Genomic DNA, 25,742 nt, shown 5'->3' with positions numbered 1-25,742 from the left:
TCCCTCTCAGTGGAGTGTGACATTGCATTGAGTAGGTGCCTGTGCGATGCGCCCGGCGGCTTCGGCGCTCAGTCGTCCCCGCTCTCCCCCGCCCGCGCGAGCACCCCGAGCGGCACGGGCCGGGCGAAGGGCCTGCGCGACGGCGTGAGCGCACACCCGGCGAGCCCCGCGACCGCCGGCCCGCACACCCGCCCCTGACACCACCCCATCCCGGCCCGGGTCAGCAGCTTCACGGTCCGCACGTCCCCGGCGCCCAGTTCGGAGACGGCCGTACGGATCGCACCGCCGGTGACCTCCTCGCAGCGGCAGACGACGGTGTCGTCGGTGACCTGCTCGGCCCAGTGGGCCGGCGGTGCGTACACGGAGTCGAGCGCGGCGAAGAAGGCGCGCAGCCGGGTACGGGTCCTCGCGGCCGCCATCCACTCGCCGGGGTCGGGCCGCACACCGCGCAAACGGGCGGCGGCCGACCGCCCGGCGATGTGTCCCTCGGCGAGCGAGAGCGCCGCGCCTCCGATGCCGGTCGTCTCCCCCGCGGCCCAGACGCCGGGCACGTCGGTGCGCTGCTCGTCGTCGACATGGACCGCGAGTCCGTCGAGGCGGCAGCCGAGGGGCTCGGCGAGATCGGTGTGCGGAAGCATCCCGTGGCCGACGGCGAGCGTGTCGCAGGGGATACGGCGCCCGGTGCCGGGCCTGACCCTCCCGTCGGCGTCGAGCGCCGCGACGGTCACCGCCTCCAGCCGCTCGGTGCCGTGCGCCTCGACGACGGTGTGCCGCGGGAGCACCCGCACACGGTGACGCAGCAACTGGGAGACATACTGCGCGCCTTCGACGACCTTGCCGGGTTGGGCCGCCAGCGCTCGGGTGCGCCGCACGAACGCCTTCGGGTCGGCGGACTCCACGAGCGCCGCCACCTCGACCCCGGCGGCGGCGAGCCCGGTCGCCACGGGGAGCAGCAGCGGCCCGGTCCCGGCGACGACCGCGGTGCGTCCGGAGACGGCGAGGGCGCCCTTGAGCATGGCCTGGGCACCGCCCGCCGTGACGACGCCGGGAAGGGTCCAGCCGGGGAACGGCAGCACCTTCTCGTAACCGCCGGTGGCGAGCAGCACGGCATCGGCGCGCACCTCGGCCGGGTCGTGCTGTTCGGGGCCGAGCAGGGCGTGCACGGTGAATCCGCCGTCGGGGCGGCGCTCGACGAACCAGACGTGATGATCCGTCAAATGTCGTACGCGGCCTGCCGCCACGTCGGCGGCCAGCCCGTCCCGCAGTCGCTCCCACGTCCGCCACTGATGGTGCAGGGCCTGCGGGCTGCGCGCCCGAAGCCCGGCGGCCGGCTGCCGGTAGAACTGGCCGCCCGCCTCCGCCGCCGAGTCGAGCAGGGTGACCCTGACCCCTCGGGCAGCGGCGGCGACGGCCGCGGCGAGCCCGGCGGGCCCCGCGCCGATCACGGCGAGGTGGGGGGCCGCCACCCGCTCACGGTCGCTGTCGCGGTCAGTCATCGTGCCCCGTCCCGTCCTGCGTCCGGATCGCGTCGCCGGGGTGCAATGGCACCAGACAGGCCCGTTGGTTCGGGCGGTCGTTGACGGTGATCAGGCAGTCGAAGCAGACGCCGATGCCGCAGAAGACGCCGCGCCGACGGCCCTCCCCCCGGGTGGTCCGCCAGGAGGTGACCCCGGCCGCCCACAGCGCGGCGGCGACCGTCTGGCCGGGCAGGGCCTGGATCTCACGGCCGTCGAGGGTGACCGTGAAGGCCGGGCCCGGGTGGGCGTCGGCGAGCTCCAGAGGGGTTCTCATGCGGCCTCCTGGGCGAAGCGGTCGGGGCGGAACGGCGTCAGGTCCAGGTCGGGCGTCTTCGCGGTCAGTGCCTGCGCGATCAAGTGGCCGGTGCCGGTGGCCAGTCCGATGCCGGCGCCCTCGTGGCCGCAGGCGTGGTGCAGTCCGGGCACGCGGGGGTCGGGGCCGATCGCGGGCAGGTGGTCGGGCATGTACGGGCGGAAGCCGAGGTAGGCGCGCATCGCGTGGACGTCGGCCAGGAACGGGAAGAGCCGGGTCGCGCCCGCCGCCAGCGCCCGGACTACGGGCAGCGAGAAGGTCCGGTCGAAGCCGACGCGTTCCCGGCTCGCGCCGATCAGGATCGGGCCCGCCGCGGTGCCCTCGACGACCGGGGAGGTCTGGAGCGCGGCCGAGTCGCTGGCGACGTCGGCCACATAGTCGGCGGCGTAGACCTTGTGACGCACCATGCGCGGGAGGGGTTCGGTGACCAGGACGTAGCCCCGGCGCGGGAGGACGGGGAGAGGGGCGCCCGCGAGTGCGGCGAGTTCACCGCCCCAGGTGCCGGCCGCGTTGACGACCGCCGGGGCGTGGATGTCGCCCCGGTCCGTGCGGACGCCGCGCACCGCGCCGTCCGGGGCGCGCAGGACGTCGGTCACCGTCCGGCCGGTGAACAGGCGGGCGCCCGAGCCGCGGACGAGGTGGGCGGCGGCCAGCGCGGGCATGACCTGGCAGTCCTGGGGGTAGTGGACGCCGCCCGGCAGGCCGGGTGCGAGGTGGGGTTCGAGGGCGTACAGGGCGTCGCCCGGGACCGGTTCGGCGACGACTCCGGCGGCGCGCTGCCCGTCGGCGAACCGCTCCAGCGCCGCGAGTCCGTCCGGGGACGAGGCCACGACGACACCGCCCTTCTCCTCGTACTCGACGGCCGTCCCGAACTCCCGCGCCAGTTCGCCCCAGAGCCGGCCGGACAGCAGGGCGAGATCCAGCTCGGGGCCCGGTTCCTTGTCGGAGACGAGGAGGTTGCCCTCGCCGGCGCCGGTGGTGCCGCCGGCCACCGGGCCACGGTCGACGAGGATCACGTCGAGGCCCGCCCGGGCCGCGTACAGCGCGCAGGCCGCGCCCACCATGCCGGCTCCGACGACCACGACGTCGCAGGTCAGTCGCTCGCTCACGCCAGTACTATGTCACACACCACCCTCGGACGGAATGACGCGACAGTGACCGCTTCACAGAAATACGACAGCGCGCTGACGGGGCGCCGCCGGCGACCTGAACGCCGACGGTGCCCCGTTCAGTTCTCGGTGACGGGCACGACGCGCAGATGGGCGGCGCCGCGGCGCGCCGTACGCGTCCGGGGCCGGTCTCGGCGCACCTCGCGCAGCACCAGCGTCAGCCGGGTGTAGCCCATCTCCTGAAGGGTCATGGGCGTCTCGTCGACGACGCGGCACTCGGTGGCGCCCCAGCGCGGGTCGGGGTGCAGCAGCGGACGTACGGCACCGTCCCGGGCGACGGCCTGCTCGCCGACCGCGCGGATCCAGTGCGGCAGGCCCTGCCGGTAGGCGGCCTCCATGATCGGATCCTGCGCGATCTCCCGGCGGATGGCCTGCAACCCGTGGTCATGGCCCTGCCGCTCCACGGCGGCGGCGAAGTGGGCCAGCATCGGCAGGCACCAGCTGGACTCGTGCTCGCCGAGGACGGTGCTCGCGTCCGGGTGGAAGAGGACGAATCTGAGGAAGTTGTCGCCGGGCATGGCCGTCGGATGCGGGCCCACGCCGCGGAAAAGTGACGCGAAAGCGGTGTTCGCCAGGACGACGTCCCAGCAGTGGTCGAGCACGACGGACGGGAAGGGCACGGCCTCCACGAGTGCGGCATAGTCCCGCAGATACGCCTGGGCCTCCGGCCTCTCGGGGACGGGTCGCGGTTCGGACCGCTGCCCACCTGCCTGATATGCCATCGGGAGGTCACCCCTCTTGCCTATGCGGCCTTCACGCGGCGCCCCGATCCTGCTGCCCGAGCCCGAGTCGTGTCAACTATCGTGGCATTTCGTGCCTGTTGACGGCTGAAATTGGCCACAGTTGTGGCGAGACCTGGATGTGAGTTCGAACTACCCGGTAATCTCCGTCAAGTTCACGGGAAGGGCTTGTGAGAAGCCTGTGAGAGACGTAGGAGATCTGCCGGTGACGGATGGCTTCGAGGGGTCGGGCGCCACGCCGACGGTAGCGCTGCCGGCCGTCGTCGCCCGTGTCACCGCGCTCGCCGACCGGCTCGGCGTGCCGCACACGGAGGTCCTCCACACCGGGCGGCTGTCCGTCGCCTGCGGCGTCACGGAACCCGTCGTCAGGGCCCTGCTGAGCGGCCGCCCCGCGGGTGAGCCCGACGTGCAGGCCCGCTTCCTCCAGCGGCTCGACCTGCTGCGCCGCACCCGCGTGAAGCCGAACGGCCGCAAGTACACCCAGCAGGAGATCGCCGACGGCGCGGGCATGTCACGGCAGCAGGCCGGCGCCCTGATCAACGGCGACCGGCGCCCCACCATGGAGCACTGCGACGCCATCCAGCGCTTCTTCCGGGTGCACGCCGGATTCCTCACGGCCGAGGACCCCGAGGCGCTGGCCGGCGCCCTCCAGCGCACCGAGCAGGACCTGCTCCAAAAGCTCGCGGAGCGCGAGGCCGCCCAGGCCGCCGAGGACCCGCTGGAGAAGCTCCTCCAGGACCACGGAGTGCGCGGCATCGCCTGGCGGGCCGCCCAACTGCCCACCGACCAGCACCGCGACAAGGTCGCGGAGTGGCTGGACATGCTCCTGGAGAGCGTCAAGCGACCCGAGTCGTGATCCGGGGAGAACGGGAGAGCAGTGGGCATCGGTAGGGAAATGCGCCGCCTGTGCGGCGAGTTGGTCGCGGAGCTGACGCTCCCCGCGCCCGCGGCCCCCGACAGGCTGTACGGCGCGCTGTGCGACGCGATGAGCAGACGCCGCGGCCGTCCCGTCCACTTCCGTACGGCCGCCTTCCCGGCCGACACCGCCAGCGGGCTGTGGCTCGACATGGCCGACCAGGACCTGGTCGTGATCGAGGAACGCACCGCGCCGGACCACCAGTTGGTGATCCTCGGTCACGAGCTGTGGCACATGAAGGCCGGTCACTGCACCCACAGCATCGAGGGCGCCACCGTGGCGGCCAGGCTGCTCAGCGACGACGCCGATCTGCGCTCGACGGTGCTGAAGGTCGCCGCCCGCAGCCGCTTCGACGAGGCCGAGGAGAAGGAGGCCGAGAGCTTCGGCCTGCTGCTGGCCAGCAAGTGCCGCACCTGGCTGGCGGACTCGTCGGTGCGGGGGCAGCGGGACCATCTGGCGGGGCGGATCGAGGCGTCACTGGGTTATCTGGGACCGCAGGGCTGATCGAGGGGCGTCGGGCGGTGTCCGGCTGCCCGGGGTCAGGTCGCGCTGCGCTCGCTCGCCTCCCGCAGCTCCCGTTCGACCTCGCGGGAACGGACCGTGTCCGGCTGCCCCGCCGCCGTGCCGGGCCGCCCCGCCCGCAGCATCTCGCGCCAGTTTTCGCGGCTCCAGTCGGCGGGGGCCGTGCCGCTGGTGAACTCCTCGACCAGCGCGACGAAACGGGCCGGGTCGGTGTGGAACGGGAAGTGCCCCGCCCCCTCGAAGATCTCCAGCCGGCTGCCGGGCATCGCCTCGTGCGCGCCGAGAGCGTGCCGCACCGGCACCACGCTGTCCCGGTCGCCCCACAGCAACATGGTCGGCATGCCCTCGGTCAGATAGCAGCGGTCCAGCATCGTGACCACCTGTCCGCGCCAGTCGACCACCGCCCGCAGGGTACGGATGAACGCGTTGCGCGAGGTCTCGTCGGGCAGCGCGTCGACGAGGGTCAGCAGTTCCGGCGCGTCCTGCCCGAGATCGGTGTCGAGGAGCCTCATCAGCCGTACCGCCAGCCCCACTTGCAGCTGCATTCCCGGCAGCCGCAGCGCCGACAGCATCAGGTGCGCGCCCGGCAGCGACACCAGCCGCAGCACCGGATTGACCTCGCGCCCCACCCCGCCCGCGCTGACCAGGATCAGCCGTTCGGTGCGCTCGGGGAACTGGTAGGCGAACTGCATCGCCACTCCCCCGCCCAGCGAGTGCCCGACCAGGGTCGCCGACTCGACGCCGAGCGTGGTGAGCAGGTCGCGCACGCCGTTCGCGTACGCGGCCACCGAGTAGTCGGCGCGCGGCTTGTCCGAGGCGCCGTGGCCGAGCAGGTCGGGGGCGATCACGGTATGCGTGCGCGCGAGGTCGGGGATCAGTTCGGCCCAGGTGTCGGAGGAGTCCCCGATGCCGTGGATCAGCACCAGGACCGGCCCCTCACCGGCCATGCGGAAGGCGCGCCGGTAGCCGTGCACGACGCGGTACTGCAACGCGAGCTCCCCGTCGCCCACCGAACGCAGCCGTACGGCGCGCGCAGGGCTCAGTCCCTGGACGTCGGCCACGCACCCACCTCCGTTCCTGCCGCGTTCCCCGGCCGCGAGCGGCGCGGCCAAAAGCCCCTCCCCTCAGCGTAGAACGCCTTTCCCACCAGGGATTTCGGGGAGGTTTCGGCTCCGCTAAGCGGACGAACGCAGATGTGGTCGGACCCGATTGTCAGTGGTGGACGGCAAGCTGGTGGTGCGCCCTCATGTGCGGGCGTGACGCGATGACGCCGACTTGGGGAGAGCCGACCGATGCCCACTGCCGTACTGACCGATCGCGAGCGCACCGCAGTCCAGGCGTACCTGCGGCTTTTGCACACCGTACGAGCCGCGTTCGACGGTCCACCCGGGAAGGGCCGGCCAACCGTGGTGCCGCCCGCCGTCCTCGCCGAGGCGGAACAGGCGCTGGCGGACGCGGGTCTGACGGGCAACGAGGAGGCGTTCTTCCGGCTGCTGACGAGCTGGTGCCCGGCGGAGCCCTAGCGGGCCGACCTGCGCCGGGAGGGGGCTCAGGGGTGCGGCACGCTGACGGCGGTCGCCACCAGCCCCCGCTGGACGGTCCACCGGCCCTCGAAGACGTCGATCCGGCGCTCGCCCACCCGCGGGCCCGGCACGAGGAGCCGGGCGTGCAGACCGCCGCTGTGCCGCTCACCGGCGTCGGCGAAGACGTCGATGTCGGCCTCGGCGAAGTCGAGCCACTTTCCGGTGAGGGGGAACCACGCCTTGTAGACGGACTCCTTGGCGCTGAACAGGAGCCGGTCCCAGTGGACATCGGGGTGGTCGCCGGCCAGCCGGCGCAGCCGCTCCTCCTCGGCGGGCAGGGCGACGGCGGGCAGCACTCCCTCCGGGAGCGTCTGGTGGGGTTCGGCGTCGATACCGAGGGAGGCCAGATCGGCGGCGCGAACCAGTGCGGCGGCGGCGTAGCCGTCGCAGTGGGTCATGCTGCCGACCAGACCGGCCGGCCAGCCGGGGGCGCCGCGTTCACCGGGCAGGATCGGCTGCGGGGGCACACCCAGCTTCTCCATGGCGCGGCGGGCGCAGGATCGTACGACGGCGAACTCCCGGCGGCGCTTGTCGACCGCCTTGGCGACGACGGCCTCCTCCTCGGGGTACAGGGCGGCGCCCGGGTGCTCGTCATGGCCGTACGCCTCGACGGTGACCACGGGGTCCGGCAGCAGTTCCTCGATCACCGGGCCGCACCCTCCTTCGGCAGAATGCGGCGCAGCCGGCCCGGCGGGTCCGGTCGCTTGCGCCATTCGCGGGGGTACCCCACCGAGACCTCCTCGAAGCGGACGCCCTCGTGATAGGTGGTCCGCGGGATGTGGAGGTGGCCGTAGACCATCGTCTCGACGCGGAACCTGCGGTGCCAGTCCGCGGTCAGCCGGGTGCCGCACCACATGGCGAACTCGGGGTACCACAGCACGTTCGTCGGATGCCGGTCCAGCGGGTAGTGGTTGACGAGGACGGTGGGCAGGTCCTCGGGCAGTGCGGCGAGCCGGCGCTCGGTCTCGGCGACCCGGGCCTCGCACCAGGCCTCGCGGGACGGGTAGGGGTCGGGGTGCAGCAGGTACTCGTCGTTGCACACGATCCCGGTGCCGTGCGCGTACTTCAGCCCCTCCTCCTTGGTGGTGCAGCCGGAGGGCAGGAAGGAGTAGTCGTACAGCAGGAACAGCGGCGCCACCGCGACCGGGCCGCCGGGTCCCTCCCAGACGGGGTAGGGGTCCTCGGGGGTCGTCACGCCGAGTTCCCGGCACACCTCGACCAGGTGCTCGTAGCGCTCGACGCCGCGCAGGGTGACCGAGTCCTTCGGGTGGGTCCACAGCTCGTGGTTGCCGGGGGCCCAGACGACCTTGCTGAAGCGGCCGGCGAGCGTCTTCAGGGCCCAGCGGATGTCGGCGACGGTCTCCGCCACGTCGCCGGCGACGAGCAGCCAGTCGTCGTCCGAGTCGGGGCGCATCTTCTCGACGAGGGCGCGGTTCTCCTCGTATCCGATGTGCAGGTCGCTGATGGCCAGCAGCTGTCCGGCACCGCGGGCCGTCGACGTCACCCTTCGCCCCTTCCGATCACACGGAACGATCACACGAACAGGACCACGAGATCACAGAGTGCCCCACCGGTACAAGGCCGGATCACGTCGTCGCCGGGAGGGGCGCCGGGGGTGTTCCTGACGGTCAGGAAGCATCCTCAATTCCGTAACACGTACGTTGCACGCGGCTCCCCTTGAAACCCGTATGATCGCCCCAACACCACGGCAATCAGCGTCCCCTCGCAAGGGGCGATTTGGTGTCCCTCCAACCACCCTGCCCGGGCACGGGCCTGCTTCGCCCTGCCCGCGAACCCCGAAAGGACGGCCCTGCATGGTCTCTCGCGTACGCGTCTGGCTCAACCGCACGTACGCGGAGAACGTGTTCTTCATGGATCAGCTGCGACGAAATCCCAGCGATCGGGCCGTGGAGATCCATGCGACGCACGGGGACGCCGACTCACCCGTGCTCGCCGCCGCCGACACCGCCGAGCTGGAGCCGGAGGGCCTGTCGCCGGCCGGGTACGTGGAGTACGCCCTCGCCCAGTGCAGGCGCCGCGGTATCGACGTGTTCGTGCCCCGGCTGCACCAGTCGGCGATCGTGGCGCACCGCGCGGAGTTCGAAGCGGTCGGTACGGCGCTGCTTGCGCCGCCGCCGGAGGCCGTGGCGGTCTTCCAGGACAAGGTGATCGCGTACGAGGCCGTGCAGGCCGTCGGGGTGCCGGTGCCGCCGTGGTGGCGGGTGCGCAACGCCGATGAACTCGTCGCCGCCGTGGAGGAGTTGGAGGCCGCCGGGCACAAGGCGTGCTTCAAGCCGGCGTCCGGTGCGGGCGGGGTGGGCTTCCGCATGATCACGCGCTCCCCCTTCTCGCTCCTGCACCTCAGCGGGTTCCCGACTCCGTATGTGCAGCTGGATCTGGTGCTGGACGCGTTGCGGCGGACCGACGAGCCGGTGGACTGGCTGGTGATGCCGCGGCTGGAGCAGCCGGAGGTGTCGGTGGACTGCCTGACCGGGCCGGACAACCGGGTGCGGCTGGCGATCGGCCGGATCAAGAACGGTCGCCGTCGTGGGTTCACGCTGCAGGAGCAGTGGCTGGAGCCGGCGCGACTGATCGCGGAGGGGTTCGGGCTGCACTATCTGTCGAACATCCAGTTCCGGATGTTCGGGGACACTCCGGTGCTGATGGATGTCAACACGCGGCCGGCCGGGGGCTTGCATCAGCTGTCGCTGTGCGGGGTCAACGTGCCTTGGCTGGCTGTGCAGTTGGCGCTCGGGGAGGACCCCGGGGTGGTGGTGCCGCCGTTCCTCGGCCAGGACTACACGATCGTGTCCGGGCCGCGGCCGGTGCGGGCGGTGTCCATTCCGCAGCAGCGGGCGGAAGTGGAAGAGCCGCTGCTGCCGGCGATGCCGGCGCCCGCGCCGGTCGACTCGGTCGGGAGTGGGGCGGCTCAGGTTCTGCCGCTCTAGGTTGTCGGCCCCATACGGGTTGCCGTCGGTCTGGACCAATCCCGGCATCAACGCTTGACAGCGGGGTTGGTCCATACCAATTTGGTTCGCGCACTTCTGCACCTCGTGCACTCCCGAACACCCCACTTTTCCCAGGGAGATCGCGTGCGCAAGCAACCCCTCAGACGCCTCAGGCGTCGATTCCTCGCTCTGCTCGGCTCCGCCGCTCTCGCGTTCACCGGAGCCGTCGCACTTCCCGGTACGGCCCAGGCGGCCAACGTCCTGTCCAACGCCGGCTTCGAGTCGGGCGGGCTCTCCCCGTGGTCCTGCACCGGCAGTCTCGGGTCCGTCGTCTCCTCCCCCGTGAACAGCGGGTCCAAGGCCCTTGCGGGGGCGGTCAGTTCGAGTGACATCGCCAAGTGCGGCCAGACCGTCTCGGTCCAGCCGAACACGACGTACACCCTCGGCGGCTGGGTGCGCGGGTCCTACGTCTACCTGGGTGTGGACGGCGGTGCCTCCACCTGGACGACGTCACCGTCGGCGTACAGCCGGCTGTCGCTGTCCTTCACGACCGGCGCCTCCCAGACCAGCGCCACCGTGTACGTCCACGGCTGGTACGCCCAGGGCACCTACTACGCCGACGACATCAGTCTCGACGGGCCCGGCGGCGGCTCGGACACCCAGGCGCCGAGCGTGCCGGGCAGCCTGCGGTCCACCGGCAAGACCTCGTCCAGTGTGTCGCTGGCCTGGAACGCCTCGACGGACAACGTCGGGGTGACGGGGTACGACATCTTCCGCGGCTCCAGCCAGGTGCTCAGCGTCTCCGGTACGAGTGCCACGGTCAGCGGACTGTCGCCCAGCACGGGCTACACCTTCACGGTGAAGGCACGGGACGCGGCCGGGAACGTGTCGGCGGCCTCCAACGCCGTCACCGTCACGACGGACACCGGCGGCGGTGGCGGTACCGGCTTCAAGCAGGCCGCGCCCTATCTGTACCTGGGCTGGGGCGATCCGCCGAGCGCTGCCTCGGTGATGAGCGCGACCGGCGTCAAGTGGTACACGATGGCGTTCATCCTCTCCTCCGGCGGCTGCAACCCCGCCTGGGACGGATCGCGACCGCTGACCGGCGGCAACGACCAGAGCGTCATCAACTCCATCCGGGCCGCCGGCGGTGACATCGTGCCGTCGATCGGCGGCTGGAGCGGCAACAAGCTCGGGCCGAACTGTTCGACGCCCGAGGCGCTCGCGGGTGCGTACCAGAGGGTCATCGACGCCTACGGGCTGAAGGCGATCGACGTCGACATCGAGAACACCGACGAATTCGAGAACGCCACCGTGCAGGACCGGATCCTGAACGCCCTGAAGATCGTCAAGGCGAACAACCCGGGCCTGCGGACCGTCCTCACCTTCGGCACCTCGACGACCGGGCCGACGTACTGGGGCAACCGGCTCATCGAGCAGGCCAAGGCGCTGAACGCGGACATCGACGTCTTCACGATCATGCCGTTCGACTTCGGCGGCGGCGCCGACATGTACGGCAACACCGTGAACGCCTCGGAGGGGCTGAAGAACAAGCTGAAGTCCACCTTCGGCTGGGACGACGCCACCGCCTACGCGCACATCGGCATCTCCGGCATGAACGGCCTGTCCGACCAACAGGAGCTCACCTCGCCCGCGACCTGGACCCAGATCCGCGACTGGGCGAACTCCCACCACATCGCCCGTCTCGCGTTCTGGTCGGTCAACCGCGACCGGCCGTGCCCGGGCGGCGGCGTGACGAGCAACTGCTCCGGGATCAGCCAGAGCAACTGGCAGTTCACGTCCATCACGGCCGGATTCACCGGCTGAGGTCGCCTTCGTCATCCCTCCCGGGAAATTTTTTCCCGGGAGGGTGTATCAGGGCGCCGACCGCGCGCTCATAAGGGTGAAAGGCAACGGGGGAACAACGGGGGACAGCACCACCACGGGGGAAGCACGGGGGATTTCGGGTCGGCCGACCGCTGTCGACGGGGGTGGCGGCCGACCGGCCCGAAGTAGTTCCCGCAGTCCCGGGTCAGAAGCGGCCCGATCCGCGGTACAGCTCCAGCTCCCCGTCCAACTCGACCGCGAGCACCGTGGCGTGCGGGTCGAGGTCCGCCCCGGTGGGCGGCTCGATCCAGAGCACCCCGGGCGTCTCGTGCAGACCGCCGGTGACGCGGTGCGCCAGTTCCCGCCCGCTGCCGAGCACCGTGACCCGGCGTACACCACCGAGCAGTCCACGTACGTTGATCTCGGCGCGCGGGGCGTCGAAGAGGATCAGGTACAGGGTGCGGCGGTCCTTGGAGAGGGTGCTCGGGCCGTAGTGGTGGCCGGCCGGGAGGCCGCGCTCGGTGCCGTACACCGCCTCCGCGTGCTTCGCGATCCAGTCGCCGAGTCCCTCCAGACGCTCGACGTGCTCCTGCGGGATGGTGCCGTCCTCGCGGGGGCCGACGCTGAGCAGCAGGTTGCCGCCCCCACCGATCGTCTCCGTGAAGTACCGGATCAGCTGGTCGACCGACTTGTGGTTGCGGTCGTGGTGCTGGTGGCCCCAGGAGTCGTTGACCGTCAGGCACAGCTCCCAGGGGCCCTCGGGCGGGACGACCGGGGCGCCCTGCTCGGGCGTCGCGTAGTCGCCCTCGCTGAGCATGCGGGCGTTGAAGACGACATCCGGCACCTCGGAGCGGATCAGCGCGGCCAGCTCGGGGATGCGCCACTGCTCCTCGCTGCGGTCCCACTCGCCGTCGAACCACAACAGGTCCGGCTTGTAACGGGACGTCAACTCCCGTATCTGACCGTCCCGGTAGACGAGGAAGCGTTCCCAGGCGTCCAAGTCCTCGTCCTCGGCCGCGACCTCGGAGTACCGGTTGTCCTCCAGCTCCGGCGGGCGGCCGGGCTTGCGCGTGGAGGCGTAGTCGGGGTGGCTCCAGTCCGAGTGGGAGTAGTAGAGGCCGACCTTGAGGCCCTGCTCGCGCAGGGCGTCCGCGTAGCCGCCGATCAGGTCGCGGCCCACGTTCAGGTCGCCGTGGGCCGTGTCCCACAGGGCCACGCCGTCGTGGTGGCGGCTGGTGAGGACGGCGTACTTGGCGCCGGCCCGCGCGAAGAGCTTCGCCCAGTCGCGCGGTTCGTAGCGGGCGGCGGTGAAGCGGTCGAACTGGGACATGTACCGGTCGTACGGGACGATGTCGTCGTAGAACGACCAGGACTCCTGGACGCCGTCGACGGCGTAGATGCCCCAGTGGATGAAGATCCCCAACTTGGCGTCGGTGAACCAGGGTTGCATCGCCATCAGCTCACCTCGGCGCGCTGGAGGCGAAGGGTCAGCACCTGGAACGGGCGCAGCGACACCGGCACCCCGCCGTCGATCTCGGCGGCCTCCAGCGGGCGCTCCAGGAGGTCGGTGATCTGCGCGCCGGCCAGCGGGAACCCGGTGCGCACGACGCCCTGTGCCCGGCCGCCCCGCGACTCGTAGAGCCGCACCACGACGTCGCCGGACTCGTCGTCGGCCAGCTTGACCGCCTCGACGGTCACGCCGTCCCCGTCCACGGAGACGACCGGCTCGGGCGCGCCCGCCGCGTCCGCCACCCGCAGGGGGAGGTTGAGGGAGTAGCCCTCGGCGACGGCGTCCTCGATGCTCGCGCCGGGGAGCAGGGAGTAGGTGAAGCGGTGCATGCCCTGGTCGGCCTCGGGGTCCGGGACGCGCGGGGCGCGGACCAGGCTGAGGCTGACCCTGGTCGTCGTACCGCCGTCCTCGCGGACCGTGCGCGAGACGTCATGGCCGTAGGTCGAGTCGTTGATGACCGCGACGCCGTAGCCGGGCTCGGCGATGTGCACCCAGCGGTGGCCGGAGACCTCGAAGCGGGCCGCCTCCCAGCTGGTGTTGGTGTGGGTGGGCCGCTGGATGTGGCCGAACTGGATCTCGGCGGAGGAGTGCGGGGCCCGGATGTCGACCGGGAAGCCCGCCTTGAGGATCTTCTCGGCCTCGTGCCAGTCGATCTCGGTCTCGAAGTCGATACGGGGGCTGCCGGCGCGGACCGTGATCGTCTGGGTGAGCTTCGAACCCTTGCCGAAGGAGCGGGTGACACGGATCGCGCCGACGAGGGGGTCCTCTTCGACGACGGTCAGCGACTCCGTCTCCAGCAGGTCCTTGTAGCGGTTCTTGTAGTGCTTGTCGATGTCCCAGGCGTCCCAGTAGTTCGGGAGGTCGGTGTGCAGGCGCAGCAAGTTGCCCTTGTCGGCGAGGACTTCGCGGCCGACGCGCAGATCCCGCACGGAGGCGAGCGTGCCGTCCTGCGCCACCTCGACGCGCACCAGCCCGTTGTCGAGGACCCGGCCCTCGACCTTCACCGGCTGCGCGGGCTCGGCGTCGGTCAGCGGCGCGCTGCCGCTCGCGGGCACCTCGACATACGCCGGTGCGCCCTCGGCCGTACGGACCACCTCGGCCCGCGCGTACGGGCTCGTGTTGAAGACGCGGGCCTCTCCCCCGCCCAGTGCCGCGACCGCCTCGGCCGTCAGCGCCTCCAACTCCTTTGCCACGCGGGCGTATTCGGCCTCGGCCTCGCGGTGCACCCAGGCGATCGAGGAGCCCGGCAGGATGTCGTGGAACTGGTGCAGCAGGACCGTCTTCCACAGTCGGTCCAGCTTCTCGTACGGGTAGGCGTATCCCGGCGCGTGCAGCGCGGCGGTCGTCGCCCACAGCTCGGCCTCGCGCAGCTTGTGTTCGCTGCGCCGGTTGCCCTGCTTGGTGCGGGCCTGGGAGGTGTAGGTGGCGCGGTGCAGCTCCAGGTAGAGCTCGCCGTTCCAGACCGGGGCGTCCTCGTACTCGGCGCGGGCCTTGGCGAAGAACTCGTCCGGGTGCTCGATGACGACCTTGGGCGAGCCCTCCAGGTCGGCGAGCCGGCGCGCCCGCTCCATGATCTCGCGGGTGGGGCCGCCACCGCCGTCGCCCCAGCCGAAGGGGGCGAGGGAGCGCGAACCGCCGCCCTTCTCGGAGTAGTTGCGGACCGCGCGGTCCATCTCCTCGCCGCTGAAGCGGGCGTTGTAGGTGTCGACCGGCGGGAAGTGGGTGAAGATGCGGGTGCCGTCGATGCCCTCCCACCAGAAGGTGTGGTGGGGGAACTTGTTGGTCTGGTTCCAGGAGATCTTCTGGGTCAGGAACCACTCGTTGCCGGCGAGCTTGGCGAGCTGCGGATAGGCGGCGGTGTAGCCGAAGGAGTCAGGCAGCCAGACGCCCTTGGTCTCGACGCCGAAGTGCTCGATGAAGAACCGCTTGCCGTGGATGAGCTGGCGGGCGATGGCCTCGCCGCCGGGCAGGTTGCCGTCGGCCTCGACCCACATGCCGCCGACCGGCGCCCACTGGCCCTTCTTCACGGACTCCTGGATCCGGGCCCACACGTGCGGGTAGTTGTCGCGCACCCACTCGTACTGCTGGGCCTGAGAGCAGGCGAAGATGAAGTCGTCGTACTCGTCGGCGAGCGACGTGACGTTCGAGAAGGTGCGGGACGTCTTGCGCTTGGTCTCGCGGATGGGCCACAGCCACGCGGAGTCGATGTGCGCGTGGCCGACGCCGGAGATCGTGTGCGCGCTGGCGTGCGCGGGCCTGGCCAGGACGGGGGCGAGTACCTCGCGTACGGCCGCCGCGCTGCCCGGGATGTCGTCCAGGTCGAGGACGTCCATGGCCCGGTCGAGGGTGTGCATGATCTCGTGGCGGCGGGGCTCGTGCTCGCCGAGGTGGACCATGAGCTCGCGCAGCACCTGGAGGTCCAGGTCGAGGTGCCAGACCTGCTCGTCGAGGATGGCGATGTCGGCGCGCTGGAAGGTGTAGAGGGGCTTGTCGCCCGCCGTCAGGACGTCGCCGAGCGGGGTCGGGGCCGCGAAGTCGTTCGCCAGGATGTCCGGGTTGGAGGCGGCCTCGACCAGGTAGTCGATCTCCTCGCCGCCCGCGACCGGGTTGCCGATCGGCACGTACTGGTTGAGCGGGTTGACCGCCTTCAGCGGGCGGCCGTCGGGCAGGTGCACCAGGGCCTCGGCCTGGTTGCCGGGCCAGTCCCCCACGAAGCCGAGGTCGATGACCGCCTCGACCCGCCGCCCGGCCCACTCGGCGGGCACCCGGCCGCGCATCCGGAACCAGGTCGTACCCCAGGGCGGACCCCACGGGGTGTCCATCGCGAAGGGCGTGTACCGGGCAGCCGCGGCCTCCTCGAAGGAGACCGGCTCACCCGGCGCCTGCCAGGCCTCGACCTCGAAGGGGACGGTGGCCGAGTAGACCGCGGGCTTGATGCGCTGGTTGTGGACGCGCTCGACGCGTTCCTCGATCCGGCGGCGTTCGTCGTGCATCAGGGTCTCCAGGGAGGGAGAGAACGGAGGGGAGGCGAGGGGCGGACAGGACCGGGGGAAAGCGCTTTCGGAAGACGAGCGCTACTTAAGGTACGCCAGCCCCGGATGGACGGAGGAGTACCCCTCCACCAGCCTGCGGGCGACGCCCACCGAGTCGACCAGCGGGTGCAGCGCGAAGGCCTTCACCGCCGTCGTACGCGAACCCGACTCGGCGGCGGCCAGCACCTCCCGCTCGACCGCCTTGACCGAGCAGACGAGCCCGTTGGCGTGGTCGGGCAGCGGGGCGACGGCGACCGGGTGGGCGCCGTTGGCGTCGACCAGGCAGGGCACCTCGATGACGGCGTCGGAGTCGAGCACCGACAGTGTGCTCCGGTTGCGGACGTTGAGGATCAGGGTGGTGCGCTCGTCACGGGCGATGGCCCGCATCAGCGCGAGCGCCACCTTCTCGTAGCCGCCGGAGAGGTCGTCGGCGTCGCGCTCGCCGGCGCCGGCCGTCTCCCGGTTCTCGGACATGTAGGTGGCCTCGCGCTCGGCGCGGGTGCGGTCCCAGGCCTGAAGCGCGGAGACGTCCGGGTCGCGCATCTGCTCGTAGAAGCCGGCCTGCTGGTCGCGCAGGAAGGCGCCGCGGGTCTTGTCGGCCTGCTGGTAGGCGCGGACGGCCTCGCGGTTGAAGTAGTAGTAGTGCAGATACTCGTTCGGGATCGCGCCGAGCGACTGGAGCCAGTCGACGCCGAAGAGCTTGCCCTCCTCGAAGGAGCCGAGCAGTTCGGGGTCGGCGAGCAGCCGCGGGAGTTCGTCGCGGCCGGCGACGCGCAGGCCGCGCACCCAGCCGAGGTGGTTGAGGCCGACGTAGTCGATCCATGCCTCACCGGGGTTCTTCACGCCGAGCACGCGGGCGATACGGCGGCCGAGGCCGACCGGCGAGTCGCAGATGCCGATGACGCGGTCGCCGAGGTGGCGGGACATGGCCTCGGTGACCAGGCCCGCCGGGTTGGTGAAGTTGATGACCCAGGCGTCCGGTGCGAGGCGTGCCACCCGCTGGGCGATGTCGACGGCTACCGGGACCGTGCGCAGGCCGTAGGCGATGCCGCCCGCGCCGACCGTCTCCTGGCCGAGGACGCCCTCGGCGAGCGCGACCCGCTCGTCGTTCGCCCTGCCCTCCAGGCCGCCGACGCGGATCGCCGAGAAGACGAAGTCGGCGCCGCGCAGGGCCTCGTCGAGGTCGGTCGTGGCGCTCACCGTGGGGGCATCCGGCACGCCGGCCGCCTGCTCGGCGAGCACGCGGGTCACCGCGGTGAGCCGCTGTCCGTCCACGTCGTGCAGCACGACGTGGGTGACCCGGCCCTCGGCGCGGTCCGTCAGGAGCGCCCCGTACACGAGCGGTACGCGGAATCCGCCGCCGCCCAGAATCGTCAGTTTCACCGGGTTGCTCCCATCGGGTAGGCTGCGCGCAACGCGTTGCGAGAACCAAGCACGCGCCAACTCCTTGAACTTGCTTCAAGATCCCGGGCTGGTTCCAACCCGGCTGGTGTTGAGGGCGTAGGACCTCGCTGTTCGCTTAGCGGTGAGGCGGCCTGAGCCAGGAATCCCTCCGCTCCGGCTGAGGGAGGGTTCAAGTCTGCACCTTTCCCGCCACGACGACCTCGACGCCTGCCTCCTGCAAAGAGGCCCGCGTCGCCGTGTCGACCGGCGCGTTCGTCACCACCACGTCCAGGTCCTCGGGACCGCAGACCTTCGCCATGCCGTGCCCGGGGAACTTCGCCGCGTCGGCGAGCAGGACGACCTTGTCGCTCGACTTGATCATGGCCCGCTTGACCGGCACCTCGACGACCGTGGTGTCCATGACCTGCCCGCCCGGCCGCACCCCGCTGGTCCCGAGGAACAGCCAGTCGGCGTGCAGCTGGCGCAGATTGTCCTCGGTGAGGAAGCCGACCAGGGAGCGGTACTCACGGCGGACCATGCCGCCGAGCAGCACCAGCTCGATGCCCTCGTCGTCGGCGAGCTCCTCGTAGACCACCAGGTTGCTGGTGATCACGGTGAGCCGGCGGCCGTGCAGCTGGCGGGCCAGCCGGAAGGCGGTGGTGCCGATGTCGAGCAGCACCGACTGACCGTCTTCGACCATGGCGGCGGCGTGCGCGGCTATGGCGTCCTTCTCGGCCACGCGCACCCCGGCGACCTCGGCGAAGGGCTGGTCGCCCTCCTCCACGACCGCGCCGCCGTGCACCCGCGTGAGCAGGCCGTCCTCCTCCAGTTTGAGCAGGTCACGCCTGATCGTGGCCGGGCTCACACCCAGCTGTTCGGAGAGATCGGTCACGGCCGCGGGGCCACCGGCGCGCAGGGCCCGCAGGATGAGTTGGTGTCGTCGTTCTGCCAGCACGGCGTGAACACTACTCGTCATCTTCAATCATTGCCATGCTCATTTCTGCTCGGGTATTGACCAATCCCGCGGAGCGGCGCACGATTCCGGTCACCGAAATGAAGAGTTTTGACGAGCTCTCCGAGCGGGTCCTGAGCGAGAGGACACTTCCGTGGACGACGACCGGCCTGATGTGCTGCTGACCGGGCTGCTCTTCTACGACCTCGTCCTCACCGGTCTCGGCAAGCCGCCGACACCGGGCGAGGAGATCTGGACCGGCGGCATGGGCTGCGGCCCCGGCGGCATCGCCAACCTGGCGGTGGCCGCCGCCCGCTTCGGTCTGCGGACCTCGCTGGCCACGGTGTTCGGCGACGACCTGTACGGCGAGTACTGCCGGGACATCCTGTGCGACCAGGAGGACATCGACCTCTCGCTCTCCCGGACCGCGGACGGCTGGCCCACCCCCGTCACCGTCTCGCTCGCCTACGGCCACGACCGGGCCCTCGTCACCCACGGCCAGGAGCCGCCGTACTCGCAGGACGCGCTGATGGGCGACCCGCCCGAGGCGCGCACGGCCCTCGTGCACATCGAGGCCGAACCCCGCGAGTGGCTGGCCAAGGCCGCCGCGAACGGCACCCACATCTACGCCGACGTCGGCTGGGACCCCACCCAGCGGTGGTCGACCGACCTGCTCGACCAGCTCGCCCTGTGCCATGCCTTCCTCCCCAACGAGACCGAGGCCATGGCCTACACCCGCACCGACAGCGCGGTCGCGGCACTCGGCACGCTCAGCGAGCTGGTGCCGGTGGCCGTGGTGACGCGCGGCGGTTCCGGCGCGCTCGCCGTCGACCAGACGACCGGCGAGTACGCGGACGTGCCCGCCCTGGACGTCGACGTCCTCGACGCGACGGGCGCCGGCGACGTCTTCGGGGCGAGCTTCGTCGCGGCCTCGCTCGGCGGCTGGCCCCTGGAGGAACGGCTGCGGTTCGCCGTCCTCGCCGCCGGGCTGTCGGTCGGGCAGCACGGCGGAGCCCTGGCCGCCCCCGGCTGGTACGGCGTCGACCGCTGGTGGCGCTCCCTGGCCGACCCCGAACTGAAGCGGGCGTACGGCTTCCTGGCGGACCGGCTTCCGACGGATCCCGGTCCCCCGGTCGCGTACGCCCCCGTCACCCCACCCGCACGGCAGCACTGATCCCCCCACGCCCCTCTCATGCGAAGTCCCGAAAAGATCCGAAAGGCGGTGGGAGCTGTGCGGCTCTCACGAAGAGGCCTGCTCCGCGCGGGCCTGGCCGGTACGGCCGCCACGGCGCTCAGCGGCCTGGCGTCCGGCTGTGCCGTACCGTCCGGCTCGACCGGCCGGAACATGGTCCTGTGGTACTGGGACGGCGGCCTCGGTGACACGGCCGTCGACAAGGCCAAGGCCCGCTACGCGAGCAGCGTGGACCTCCAGGCCATCAAGATCGGCGGCTACTACCGGTCCAAGCTGATCACCACGATGACCGGCAACGCCCACGTCCCCGACATCGCGGGCCTCAAGGGCGAGGACATGGCGTCCTACCTGCCCAACGCCGACCAGTTCGTCGACCTCAGGACACTGGGCGCCGACAAGTACAAGAGCCAGTACCTGGACTGGAAGTGGGACCAGGGCATCGCCGACGACGGCACGATGATCGGCTTCCCGATCGACTGCGGCCCGGTCGCGCACTTCTACCAGTACGAGGTGTTCCGCGAGGCCGGGCTGCCGTACGAGCCCGCCGACGTCTCCAAGGAGCTGAACACCTGGGAGAAGTTCTTCGATGCGGGTGAGCAGCTGAAGAAGCGGATCCCCGGGACCTCGCTGCTCACCGACGTCACCAGCGTCTACGACAACGCGGTCCAGCAGGGCAGCAAGCGCTACGTCGACAAGGACCGGCGCTTCATCGGGGACCAGGAGCACATACGGGACGCCTGGGCGCTCGCCGTGGAGGCCAAGCGGCGCGGGATCGTCTCGAACCTCGTCACCGGCACCCCGGACCAGATATCCGCGGTCGACTCCGGCAAGCTCCCGAGCCAGCTCGGCGCCTCCTGGGCGACGTACGACATCAAGAACGGCAACCCGAAGACCAAGGGCAAGTGGCGGATCGCCGACATGCCGGTGCGGCCGTCCAACAACGGCGGTTCGTTCCTGTCGATCACCAAGGCGTGCCGGGAGCCCGAGCGGGCCTTCGAGATCATCGCCTGGATGCTGAACGCGTCCAACCAGGCCTCGGGCTATGTCGACGCGGGCCTCTTCCCCTCGACGCCCGCCGCGTACGGCCTGAAGCAGCTGCGCGACCCCGACCCCTTCTTCGGGGGCCAGGTGACCACGGACGTCTTCGGGCCGGCCGCGCAGAAGATCGCGGTCGCCTACAACAGCCCGTTCGACGTGGCGCTCGGGCAGCCGGTCAAGGACGAGATCAAGAACGTCGGCGTCCTCGGCAAGGACCCGAAGAAGGCCTGGAGTGACGCCATGAGCAAGTGCCGGCGGATCGCGAAGCACCTGGGGGTGAGCTACTGATGGCCACCGCGTTGGAAAAGCCGCCCGTCATGGCGGAGCAGGCATCGACTGCCGGGCCCCGCTCGGGTTTCCGTAAGTACTGGCACCTCTACGCCGCGATCTCCCCCTTCTACCTCCTCTTCCTCGCCTTCGGCCTGATCCCCGTCGGCTTCTCGCTCTATCTCTCCTTCCACCGCTGGGACGGCCTCGGCTCGATGGAGTGGGCGGGGCTCTCGCAGTACCAGTACCTGCTCAGCGACAGCGACTTCTGGAGCTCGATCGGCACCACGCTGATCATCTGGGCGCTGGCCACCTTCCCCATGATCTTCCTGGCGATGATCACGGCCGTGATGCTGAACTCCGCGGTCCGCTTCAAGAACGTCTACCGGTTCGCGTACTTCCTGCCGAACGTCACCTCGGTCGTCGCCATCGCCATCGTCTTCGGCTCGGTCTTCTCCACCAACTTCGGCCTGGTGAACGCCCTGTTGCAGGCCGTGGGGCTGGACCAGGTGGCGTGGCTGAACACCCCCTGGGGCATCAAGGTCGCCATCGCGACGCTGATGACCTGGCAGTGGACCGGCTACAACGCGATCATCTTCCTCGCCGGCCTGCAGACGATCCCGAGCGAGCTGTACGAGGCGGCGCGGGTGGATGGCGCCGGTCCCGTGCAGACCTTCTTCCGGATCACGCTGCCGATGCTGCGGCCGACGCTGCTGTTCGTGCTGGTGGTCTCGACGGTCACCGGCCTGCAGAGCTTCACCGAGGCGCAGGTGCTGCTGCAGAACACCTCGAACGACTCGACGTTCTCCGGTGGCCCGGATCACGCGGGCCGGACGATGGTCCTCTACTTCTTCCAGCAGACCTTCGACAACAACGACTTCGGCTACGGCGCCGCCGTGGCGTGGGGGATCTTCCTCGTCGTCGTCATCTTCTCGATCATCAACTGGCGCCTTGTGCAGCGCCGGGGCGAAGACTAGGGAGGCCTGACCACCATGGCATCCATTCAAGGAACACGCAGGCGGGGCATCGCGCTGCACGCCGTACTCGTCATCGGACTGCTGCTGTCGGCCTTCCCGTTCTACTGGGCCGTCATCATGTCGACGCACACGGCGACCGAGATCTTCTCGTACCCGCCGAAGCTGCTGCCCGGCTCGCACTTCCTTCAGAACGTCCGCAGCCTCTTCGACAACATCGACTTCTTCGGCTCCATGCTCAACTCGCTGCTGGTGGCGTCGGCGGTGACCTTCCTGGTCCTGTTCTTCGACTCGCTGGCCGCGTTCGTGTTCGCCAAGTTCGAGTTCCCGGGGCGCAGGCTGCTCTTCACGCTGCTGATGATCATCTTCATGGTGCCGACGCAGCTGGCGATCATCCCGCAGTTCGTGATGATGGCGAACATCGGCTGGATCGGCTCGATGACGGCGCTGATCGTGCCGGCGGCGGCGAACGCCTTCGGCATCTTCTGGATGCGCCAGTACATGAAGAGCGCCATCCACGACGAACTGCTGGACGCCTCGAAGATCGACGGCGCGAACTTCCTGCGCCAGTACTGGCACGTGGCCCTCCCGGTCGTCCGGCCGGGCCTGGCCTTCCTCGGCATCTTCACGTTCATGGCCCAGTGGAACGACTACGCCTGGCCCCTGATCGCCCTCACCAACCCGGACAACGTCACCCTCCAGGTCGCGTTGTCCCAGCTCAACGGCGTCCACGGCACCACGGACTACGGCATGGTGATGACCGGCGCGCTGCTCGCCCTCATCCCCCTGCTGATCGTCTTCGCCATCGGCGCCAAGCAGATCATCGGCGACCTCGGCAAGGGAGCCATCCGCTGATGGACCCGCTGCTGCGGCTGCGCCCCTGGGAGGCACCCGAGGTGACCTCCTGGGGGCGACTGCCCATGAACGCCGTCGACCGGCGCTCCGGAGGACTCCCCTTGGACGGCGACTGGCGCTTCCAGTTGCTGCCGACTCCGGACGCGCCGGTCGGCGGTGCCTGGTCGACGTCGCGGGTGCCCGGCGTCTGGACCCTGCAGGGCACGGACGACCTGCCGCAGTACACCAACGTGCGGATGCCGTTCCCCGACTTCCCGCCCCACTCGCCCGCCGCCAACCCGACGGGCGTGTACGAGCGTGAGGTGGACGTGCCCGCCGACTGGGCCGGCCGCCGGATCGTGCTCCAGGTCGGGGCCGCCGAGAGCGTGCTGCTGGTTCATGTGGACGGGCGGCCCGTCGGCATCTCCAAGGACTCGCACCTGGCTGCTGAGTTCGACCTCACGGGCCTGGTGCGCGCCGGGCAGCGGACCACCGTACGCCTGACGGTCGTGAAGTGGTCGGACGCCTCGCACATCGAGGACCAGGACCAGTGGTGGCACGGCGGGATCACCCGCTCGGTGCTGCTGTACACGACGGACCCGCTGTATCTCGCGGACGTGACCGTGCGGGCTGCCTTCAGTGGGGAGCTGCGGGTGGACTGCCGGGTGCGGGACGCGGGCGGTGCGCTGCCCGAGGGGTGGTACGTCAGCGGGGGGCTGGACGGTCAACTCCTCGCTCAGGACCGGGAGTTCGACCGTTTCAACGCCGAGGACGAGCGCGTCTCCGACTTTCTCGGCGAGGCCCGCATACGGACGGCCGTCGAGGACGTGCGCACCTGGAACGCGGAGACGCCCGAGCTGTACGACCTGACCGTCCGCCTGCACCGCGCCGACGGCACGATCGCCGACACCTCCCGCCACCGGATCGGCTTCCGGGACGTCGAGGTCACCGGCCGTGACCTGCTCGTCAACGGGGAGCGGGTGTTCATCCGGGGCGTCAACCGGCACGACTTCCACCCGTTGACCGGGCGGACGGTGTCGTACGACGAGATGCGCGCCGATCTCGTCCTGCTCAAGCGGTTCGGCTTCAACGCGATCCGCACCGCGCACTACCCGAACGACCCCGCCCTGTACGACCTCGCCGACGAGCTCGGCTTCTACGTCGTCGACGAGGCGGACATCGAGTCCCACGACCACGCCCATGAGATCGCCGACGACCCGCGCTATCTGAACGCCTTCGTGGACCGCGTCTCGCGCATGGCGCTGCGCGACAAGAACCACCCGTCGGTCATCATCTGGTCGCTCGGCAACGAGTCGGACTACGGCGCGAACCACGACGCGGCGGCCGGCTGGCTGCGTCGGCACGACCCGACACGGCCGGTCCAGTACGAGGGCGCGGCCAAGCTCGACTGGGCGGCGACCGACGACGCCTCCGACCTCGCCTGTCCCATGTACGCACCCATCGAGGACTGCGTCGCCCACGCGCTGTCGGGCCTGCAGACCAAGCCGCTCATCCAGTGCGAGTACTCGCACGCGATGGGCAACAGCAACGGCACGCTGGCCGACCACTGGGCTGCCATCGAGGCCACCCCGGGTCTTCAGGGCGGGTTCATCTGGGAGTTCTGGGACCACGGAATTCTGCAACGCGTGAGCGATGGCAGACCTGCCGGGCGCGCGGGCGCCGGGCTCTACGACAACGGTGTCACCGCGCCCGGGTACCGCTGGGCGTACGGCGGCGACTTCGGCGAGACCCTCCACGACGGCGCGTTCATCGCGGACGGCGTGGTCTTCCCGGACCGCACGCCCAAGCCCGCGATGTACGAGCACCGGGAGATCGCGGCACCACTGCGGATCGAGTGCGTACGGATCGAGTGCTACAAGCACGAGGGCATCGTGCTCGGCAACCACCAGCACTTCCGCGGCCTGGACTGGCTCGCCGGCGAGTGGCGGCTGCACCTCGCCGACGGCACGACGCTGACCGGCCCGGCGCAGCTGCCCAAGCTGTGCCCCGGCGAGACGGCCGCCGTACCGCTGCCCTTCGAGGTGCCGCGCGACGGTGGCGAGGCCTGGCTGACACTGCGGGTGACGGTGGCCGAGGACCAGCCGTGGGCGCCGCGCGGCACCGAGGTGTGCGTGCCGCAGGTGCGGCTGCGCGGGCCCGCCGTGGCCCCGGATGTTCCGGTGGACCGGCAGATCGAGGTCGACGGCGAGGGACTCCTCGTCCACCCGCTGCTGACGGCCGCGCCCACCCTCTCGCTGTGGCGGGCGCCCACCGACAACGACCAGCTCGGCGGCATGGCTGAGCGCTGGCGGAGCTGGGGGCTGGACGCGCTGGTCCGCAAGGTCGTGTCGGTGCGCGAGGGCGGCGAGCGAAGCGAGATGGGGGTCCCCCCGGCCGAAGGCTGGGGGAGCGTGACCGTGGAGGCGGAGTACGCGGGCACGACCGGTGTCGTACGGCACCGGCAGGTGCTCACGCCCGTCGAGGGCGGCGTCCGGGTCGACGAGGAGGCCGAGCTGCCGGCGGCGTTCGACGACGTGGCCCGGGTCGGCACGGTCTTCGAGACGGTCGACGGGCTCGATCTGCTGGACTGGTTCGGGCAGGGGCCGTGGGAGTCGTATCCCGACCGCAGCACGGGCGCGCCCGTCGGCCATCACCGCGTACCGGTCGACGAGTTGTTCACCCCTTATCTGCGGCCCCAGGAGAGCGGTGGGCGGCACGGCGTACGGCGGTTCACGCTGTCGGCGCCGGATGCCACCGGGCTCTCGGTCGCCCTGGACGAACCCCGCCAGGTGTCGGTGACCCGCTACCGCGCCGAGGACCTCGCCTCGGCCGGCCACCACGACGAGCTGGTCGCGCGGCCCGGCTGCGTGGTGCACATCGACGCCGCGCACCGCGGTCTGGGCACCGCCTCCTGCGGGCCCGACACCTCATCTTCGTATCTCGTCGCACCGGGCATCCATCGCTGGAGCTGGACCCTGCGCGTTCTCTGAACTCCCCCCACGCCCTTCGCTGTCACCTCTTCTCA

The 25,742-nt window shown here is 70.8% G+C and carries 21 protein-coding genes; 10 read left to right on the top strand and 11 right to left on the bottom strand.

The genetic code is table 11. The annotated features are described in order from the left end of the window. Nucleotides 1-68: 68 nt before the first annotated feature. From OG254_RS41955 to OG254_RS41940, 4 genes are all read right to left on the bottom strand, one after another. Complete coding sequence (locus tag OG254_RS41955; protein ID WP_405592784.1) at nt 69-1,496, bottom strand: FAD-dependent oxidoreductase; 1,428 nt, start codon at nt 1,494-1,496, stop codon at nt 69-71. Continuing rightward, nucleotides 1,489-1,791: a (2Fe-2S)-binding protein gene (locus tag OG254_RS41950; protein WP_405592782.1), complete on the bottom strand. Its 303-nt coding sequence runs from the start codon at nt 1,789-1,791 to the stop codon at nt 1,489-1,491. Before OG254_RS41950 ends, OG254_RS41955 begins: the two co-directional genes overlap by 8 nt. Further along, nucleotides 1,788-2,939, bottom strand: coding sequence for an NAD(P)/FAD-dependent oxidoreductase (locus OG254_RS41945; protein WP_405592780.1), 1,152 nt, complete (start codon nt 2,937-2,939; stop codon nt 1,788-1,790). The genes OG254_RS41950 and OG254_RS41945 overlap by 4 nt, the downstream gene beginning before the upstream one ends. Nucleotides 2,940-3,058: 119 nt before the next feature. Then, nucleotides 3,059-3,721, bottom strand: a complete 663-nt coding sequence (locus OG254_RS41940; RefSeq protein ID WP_405592778.1) for a hypothetical protein — start codon at nt 3,719-3,721, stop codon at nt 3,059-3,061. 223 nt (nt 3,722-3,944) lie between these two features. Between OG254_RS41940 and OG254_RS41935 the strand changes: the two genes are divergently transcribed. Together OG254_RS41935 and OG254_RS41930 are read left to right on the top strand one after the other, a co-directional pair. Further along, nucleotides 3,945-4,595, top strand: a complete 651-nt coding sequence (locus tag OG254_RS41935) for a helix-turn-helix transcriptional regulator (RefSeq protein WP_147992983.1) — start codon at nt 3,945-3,947, stop codon at nt 4,593-4,595. 39 nt (nt 4,596-4,634) lie between these two features. After that, complete coding sequence (locus OG254_RS41930; protein WP_351192683.1) at nt 4,635-5,159, top strand: toxin-antitoxin system, toxin component; 525 nt, start codon at nt 4,635-4,637, stop codon at nt 5,157-5,159. A gap of 35 nt (nt 5,160-5,194) precedes the next feature. On the opposite strand, the gene OG254_RS41925 is transcribed toward OG254_RS41930, so the two are convergent. Beyond that, nucleotides 5,195-6,238, bottom strand: a complete 1,044-nt coding sequence (locus OG254_RS41925) for an alpha/beta fold hydrolase (protein WP_405592776.1) — start codon at nt 6,236-6,238, stop codon at nt 5,195-5,197. 231 nt (nt 6,239-6,469) lie between these two features. Here OG254_RS41925 and OG254_RS41920 point away from each other — a divergent pair, with 231 nt between their 5' ends. After that, complete coding sequence (locus OG254_RS41920; RefSeq protein WP_147992980.1) at nt 6,470-6,700, top strand: hypothetical protein; 231 nt, start codon at nt 6,470-6,472, stop codon at nt 6,698-6,700. 26 nt (nt 6,701-6,726) lie between these two features. On the opposite strand, the gene OG254_RS41915 is transcribed toward OG254_RS41920, so the two are convergent. Continuing rightward, nucleotides 6,727-7,407, bottom strand: a complete 681-nt coding sequence (locus tag OG254_RS41915; RefSeq protein ID WP_405592774.1) for a 4'-phosphopantetheinyl transferase — start codon at nt 7,405-7,407, stop codon at nt 6,727-6,729. Further along, the gene (locus OG254_RS41910) at nt 7,404-8,264 is read right to left on the bottom strand and encodes a metallophosphoesterase (RefSeq protein WP_351192393.1); all 861 of its coding nucleotides are present in this window, start codon (nt 8,262-8,264) and stop codon (nt 7,404-7,406) included. The genes OG254_RS41915 and OG254_RS41910 overlap by 4 nt, the downstream gene beginning before the upstream one ends. Nucleotides 8,265-8,574: 310 nt before the next feature. Between OG254_RS41910 and OG254_RS41905 the strand changes: the two genes are divergently transcribed. Further along, complete coding sequence (locus OG254_RS41905; RefSeq protein WP_405592772.1) at nt 8,575-9,708, top strand: ATP-grasp domain-containing protein; 1,134 nt, start codon at nt 8,575-8,577, stop codon at nt 9,706-9,708. 144 nt (nt 9,709-9,852) lie between these two features. After that, nucleotides 9,853-11,535: a carbohydrate binding domain-containing protein gene (locus tag OG254_RS41900; protein ID WP_405592770.1), complete on the top strand. Its 1,683-nt coding sequence runs from the start codon at nt 9,853-9,855 to the stop codon at nt 11,533-11,535. Between the two features lie 205 nt (nt 11,536-11,740). On the opposite strand, the gene OG254_RS41895 is transcribed toward OG254_RS41900, so the two are convergent. The 4 genes from OG254_RS41895 to OG254_RS41880 form a co-directional block, all read right to left on the bottom strand. Beyond that, nucleotides 11,741-12,991: an alpha-L-fucosidase gene (locus OG254_RS41895; RefSeq protein WP_405592768.1), complete on the bottom strand. Its 1,251-nt coding sequence runs from the start codon at nt 12,989-12,991 to the stop codon at nt 11,741-11,743. Next, a complete protein-coding gene (locus OG254_RS41890) occupies nt 12,991-16,038 on the bottom strand; it encodes an alpha-mannosidase (protein ID WP_405592766.1) in 3,048 nt (1,015 codons plus the stop codon). The genes OG254_RS41895 and OG254_RS41890 overlap by 1 nt, the downstream gene beginning before the upstream one ends. Before the next feature lie 81 nt (nt 16,039-16,119). After that, nucleotides 16,120-17,460 (bottom strand): 6-phospho-beta-glucosidase, encoded by a 1,341-nt coding sequence (locus OG254_RS41885; protein WP_405592764.1) that lies wholly within the window; start codon nt 17,458-17,460, stop codon nt 16,120-16,122. 190 nt (nt 17,461-17,650) lie between these two features. Continuing rightward, nucleotides 17,651-18,415, bottom strand: a complete 765-nt coding sequence (locus tag OG254_RS41880) for a DeoR/GlpR family DNA-binding transcription regulator (RefSeq protein ID WP_405595517.1) — start codon at nt 18,413-18,415, stop codon at nt 17,651-17,653. Nucleotides 18,416-18,566: 151 nt separating this feature from the next. Between OG254_RS41880 and OG254_RS41875 the strand changes: the two genes are divergently transcribed. From OG254_RS41875 to OG254_RS41855, 5 genes are read left to right on the top strand one after another with little or no spacing between them, the layout of a single operon-like run. Continuing rightward, nucleotides 18,567-19,586 carry a carbohydrate kinase family protein gene (locus OG254_RS41875; RefSeq protein WP_405592762.1) on the top strand — a complete coding sequence of 340 codons (1,020 nt, stop codon included), beginning with the start codon at nt 18,567-18,569 and terminating at the stop codon, nt 19,584-19,586. A 57-nt stretch (nt 19,587-19,643) separates the two neighbouring features. Beyond that, nucleotides 19,644-20,930, top strand: coding sequence for an ABC transporter substrate-binding protein (locus tag OG254_RS41870; protein WP_405592760.1), 1,287 nt, complete (start codon nt 19,644-19,646; stop codon nt 20,928-20,930). Next, nucleotides 20,930-21,886, top strand: a complete 957-nt coding sequence (locus tag OG254_RS41865; protein ID WP_405592758.1) for a carbohydrate ABC transporter permease — start codon at nt 20,930-20,932, stop codon at nt 21,884-21,886. Before OG254_RS41870 ends, OG254_RS41865 begins: the two co-directional genes overlap by 1 nt. Nucleotides 21,887-21,901: 15 nt before the next feature. After that, entirely contained in the window at nt 21,902-22,738 is an 837-nt protein-coding gene (locus OG254_RS41860; RefSeq protein ID WP_405592756.1) for a carbohydrate ABC transporter permease, read from the top strand. Then, nucleotides 22,738-25,707: a glycoside hydrolase family 2 TIM barrel-domain containing protein gene (locus OG254_RS41855; protein WP_405592754.1), complete on the top strand. Its 2,970-nt coding sequence runs from the start codon at nt 22,738-22,740 to the stop codon at nt 25,705-25,707. The genes OG254_RS41860 and OG254_RS41855 overlap by 1 nt, the downstream gene beginning before the upstream one ends. Nucleotides 25,708-25,742 lie beyond the last annotated feature (35 nt).

The sequence above is a fragment of the Streptomyces sp. NBC_01092 genome (assembly GCF_045039535.1).
Taxonomy (GTDB): domain Bacteria; phylum Actinomycetota; class Actinomycetes; order Streptomycetales; family Streptomycetaceae; genus Streptomyces.
The sequence above is the reverse complement of the archived record's forward strand: the minus strand, read 5'-3'. Positions and strand labels throughout refer to the sequence as shown.